At 70.8% G+C, this 2,969-nt stretch carries 4 protein-coding genes; 2 read left to right on the top strand and 2 right to left on the bottom strand.

The window, feature by feature from the left end; all coding sequences use genetic code 11:
• The first annotated feature begins 416 nt into the window (after nucleotides 1-416).
• On the top strand, nucleotides 417-911 hold the full coding sequence (gene ybaK, locus FRW57_RS19795; RefSeq protein WP_152186855.1) for a Cys-tRNA(Pro) deacylase: 495 nt from the start codon (nucleotides 417-419) through the stop codon (nucleotides 909-911).
• 163 nt (nucleotides 912-1,074) lie between these two features.
• On the top strand, nucleotides 1,075-2,067 hold the full coding sequence (gene trpS / locus FRW57_RS19790) for a tryptophan--tRNA ligase (RefSeq protein WP_137120864.1): 993 nt from the start codon (nucleotides 1,075-1,077) through the stop codon (nucleotides 2,065-2,067).
• A gap of 5 nt (nucleotides 2,068-2,072) precedes the next feature.
• Here the strand turns inward: trpS and FRW57_RS19785 are convergent, their stop codons facing one another.
• Both FRW57_RS19785 and FRW57_RS19780 read right to left on the bottom strand, forming a co-directional pair.
• Nucleotides 2,073-2,522, bottom strand: coding sequence for an Lrp/AsnC family transcriptional regulator (locus FRW57_RS19785; RefSeq protein WP_137120865.1), 450 nt, complete (start codon nucleotides 2,520-2,522; stop codon nucleotides 2,073-2,075).
• Between the two features lie 125 nt (nucleotides 2,523-2,647).
• On the bottom strand, nucleotides 2,648-2,969 hold a 322-nt coding region (locus FRW57_RS19780), incomplete at its 5' end, for a transposase (RefSeq protein WP_152186854.1).

The following is a 2,969-nucleotide window of genomic DNA, read 5'->3' as shown; positions in this document are numbered from 1 at the left end:
AGGAGGTCGCCGTCGAAGGGGTGGCGGAGGGGGCCGACCGGTCGGCGGGCGAGGATGCCGAGCCGGGGCCGGGCGAGGTCGCGGTGCCGGAGCAAGCGGCGAGGGCCAACGCGACGGCAGCCGTGGACACGGCCAGCCGGGTGCTGCTCCAGGTCATGCGTCGGTGCCTCGGTCTTCCGGTGGGGGTGTTGGGGCGCCCACAAAACTACCTCGGCGGCACCTGTGGACCGGTCGAGCCGCGCCGCGGTGCGGCGTCGGCAACGAGCCGTATCCTGCGACCAGGCAACACCACTTCAGGAAGGGGCGTCGTGAGGAGACCAGACCGGTCCGGCTCGGACCGTGCAACCGGGGCCCCGGGGGCGCCTGACGACCTCGGAGCAGTCGCGGCGGCCGTGACGCCCCGCGGACGCTGAGGCATGGGCAAGCGGGCACGTCCGACCCACGCGGGGACCCCGGCCACCACGGTGCTCACCCGGGCTGGCATCGCCTTCGAGGTGCTGACCTACGACCACGACCCGGGTGCCGGGTCGTTCGGTCTGGAGGCGGCCGCGGCCCTCGGGGTCGAACCCGGTCGGGTCTTCAAGACGCTGCTGGTCACCACCGACCACGGGCTGGCCGTCGGCATCGTGCCGGTCGATCGGAGCCTGGACCTCAAGGCGATCGCCACGGCGCTGAGGGTGAAGAAGGCGGCGATGGCCGAGCCCGGCGACGCTGAGCGGAGCAGCGGCTACGTCGTCGGGGGTATCAGCCCGATCGGGCAGAAACGAGCCCTGCCAACGGTGCTCGACGAGTCGGCGAACGACCACGACACGATCCTGGTCTCGGGCGGCCGTCGGGGGTTCGACGTCGAGCTCTCACCCACCGATCTTGCTTCGGTCACCCGCGCCAGCTGTGCGCCGATCAGCCGGTGAGGGCTATCGTGGTGCCGTGCACGTGACCACGACGTCCTGGTGGGCCGCCTGACCGGCGGCCCCTCCAGCGTGCGCACGCATCCCTGGCCGCCTCGTCGAGGCGGCCCTTTTCAGGTTCGGGCGTGTTCGTCGAGGTGGCCCACCTCGACGAAAGGCCCGTTCCATGGTCACGCTCTCCGGCATCACACCGTCCGGCCGACTCACGCTCGGCAACTACCTCGGCGCCTTGCAACGCTTTGCCACGGTCGACGAGCCCGACGACGCCTACTTCTTCGTCGCTGACCTCCACGCCCTGACCACACCGCACGACGCTGCGAGGTCGGCGCGACTGGCACGGGAGTCGGTGCTGCTCTTCCTTGCTGCCGGCCTGCCGCCGGGCACCGTCTTCCTCCAGTCCCAGGTGCCAGCCCATGCCCAGCTGGCCTACCTGCTCGAGTGCACGGCGACGGTCGGCGAGCTGTCCCGGATGATCCAGTTCAAGGAGAAGTCACGGCGCTCCGGCGACCGGTCGGTACGGGCGAGCCTGTTCACCTACCCGTGCCTGATGGCGGCGGACATCCTGTTGTACGGCGCCACCCGCGTCCCGGTCGGAGGTGACCAGGACCAGCACGTCGAGCTGGCCCGAGACCTCGCGATCCGCTTCAACCGCACCTACGGCGAGACCTTCGTCGTGCCGGAGCTCGGCCGGGCGGAGGTGGCCGCCCGGGTCTGCGACCTGCAGGACCCGACCGCCAAGATGAGCAAGTCCGCTCCCGAAGATGCACCCGGCGTCATCCGGATGCTGGACGCGCCGGAAGCCATCCGCCGCAAGGTGGCCCGCGCGGTCACCGACTCGGAGGGGATCGTCCGCTACGACCCGGCCGGCAAGCCAGGGGTCAGCAACCTGCTGGAGATCCTCTCGGCCTGCACCGGGAGTCCACCTGTCGTGCTGGCGAAGGACTACACCCGCTACGGCGAGCTGAAGTCAGCGGTGGCCGACGCCGTCATCGCCGTCCTCGAGCCGGTGCGAGGCCGCTGCATCGAGCTGGAGTCGGCACCGGGCGTCGTGCGGGAGGCCCTCGATGCCGGCCGTCGCCGGGCCGAGGCGGTGGCGGTGCCGACGCTGGAGCGGGCCACGCGAGCCATCGGCCTGGCCTCGGTCGAGCCCGTCTGCTGAGCCGTTCAGTCGCCGGGGCCGAGGGTGGGCCGGTCCTCCCACGGCGTCGACAGCACCACGGTGGTGCGGGTGGCGACGCTCGCGGCCGAGCGGATTCGCGCCAGCAGGTCCTCGAGCTCGTTGGGAGTCGCGACCCGGACCTTGAGGATGTAGCTCTCCTCCCCCGCGACCGAGTGACAGGCCTCGATCTCTGGCAGGCCGCGCAGCCGGTCAGGGACGTCGTCCGGAGCGGCGGGGTCGAAGGGCGACACCGAGATGAAGGCGGTCAGGGGAACGTCGACCGCGCCGTGGTCGACCACGGCCTGGTAGCCCAGCAGGACTCCACGCTCCTCCAGTCGACGGACCCGTTGGTGCGCCGCGGAGGTGGACAGACCGGTCGCCTTGGCCAGGTCGGTGAAACTCATCCGACCGTCCTTGGCGAGCAGGCCGACGATCTTGCGGTCCAGGTCTTCCACGGGGCCAGCGTACGCAGATCGCCGTCCGGACTGGCACGATGGCGCGCATGAGCCCACCCCACGAAGTTCTCCGCTGCGCTCCGATACTTCGCGGGGGCCCCGGCATGAGTAGCCCTGTGTCAACGTTAGGCGGCATTGGCGTTGCTGAGCAGTGTTCGAAGTGCGCCGTGTTGGGTGGGGTCGTAGGCGGTTTCGTCTTGCCAGCAGCGCCAGATCACGCCGAGCCAGGCTCGGGCCAGGATGCGGGTGGCGTGGGGATGGTCCTTGCCGCGCGTGATGGCGTCGTTGTACAGCTTCGCGGCCCAGGGGTTGGCCCGGCGGGAATCGCCGGCGAAGTCGCAGACGGCATCGCGGAGCTCCTTGTTCACCGCCCATCGGTAGGTGACCGCCTTGTGTTTGCCGGATTGTCGGGTCGAGGGTGCGACGCCGGCCAGGCAGGCCAGGGAG

The sequence above is a fragment of the Segeticoccus rhizosphaerae genome, assembly GCF_009192725.1.
In the GTDB taxonomy this organism is placed as follows: Bacteria; Actinomycetota; Actinomycetes; order Actinomycetales; family Dermatophilaceae; genus Segeticoccus; species Segeticoccus rhizosphaerae.
This window is presented reverse-complemented; position numbering and strand designations above follow the sequence as displayed.

Coding starts and splice junctions, on each gene's coding strand:
- ybaK (WP_152186855.1), top strand. CDS start 417: ATGGGCAAGCGGGCACGTCCGACCCACGCGGGGACCCCGGCCACCACG.
- trpS (WP_137120864.1), top strand. CDS start 1,075: ATGGTCACGCTCTCCGGCATCACACCGTCCGGCCGACTCACGCTCGGC.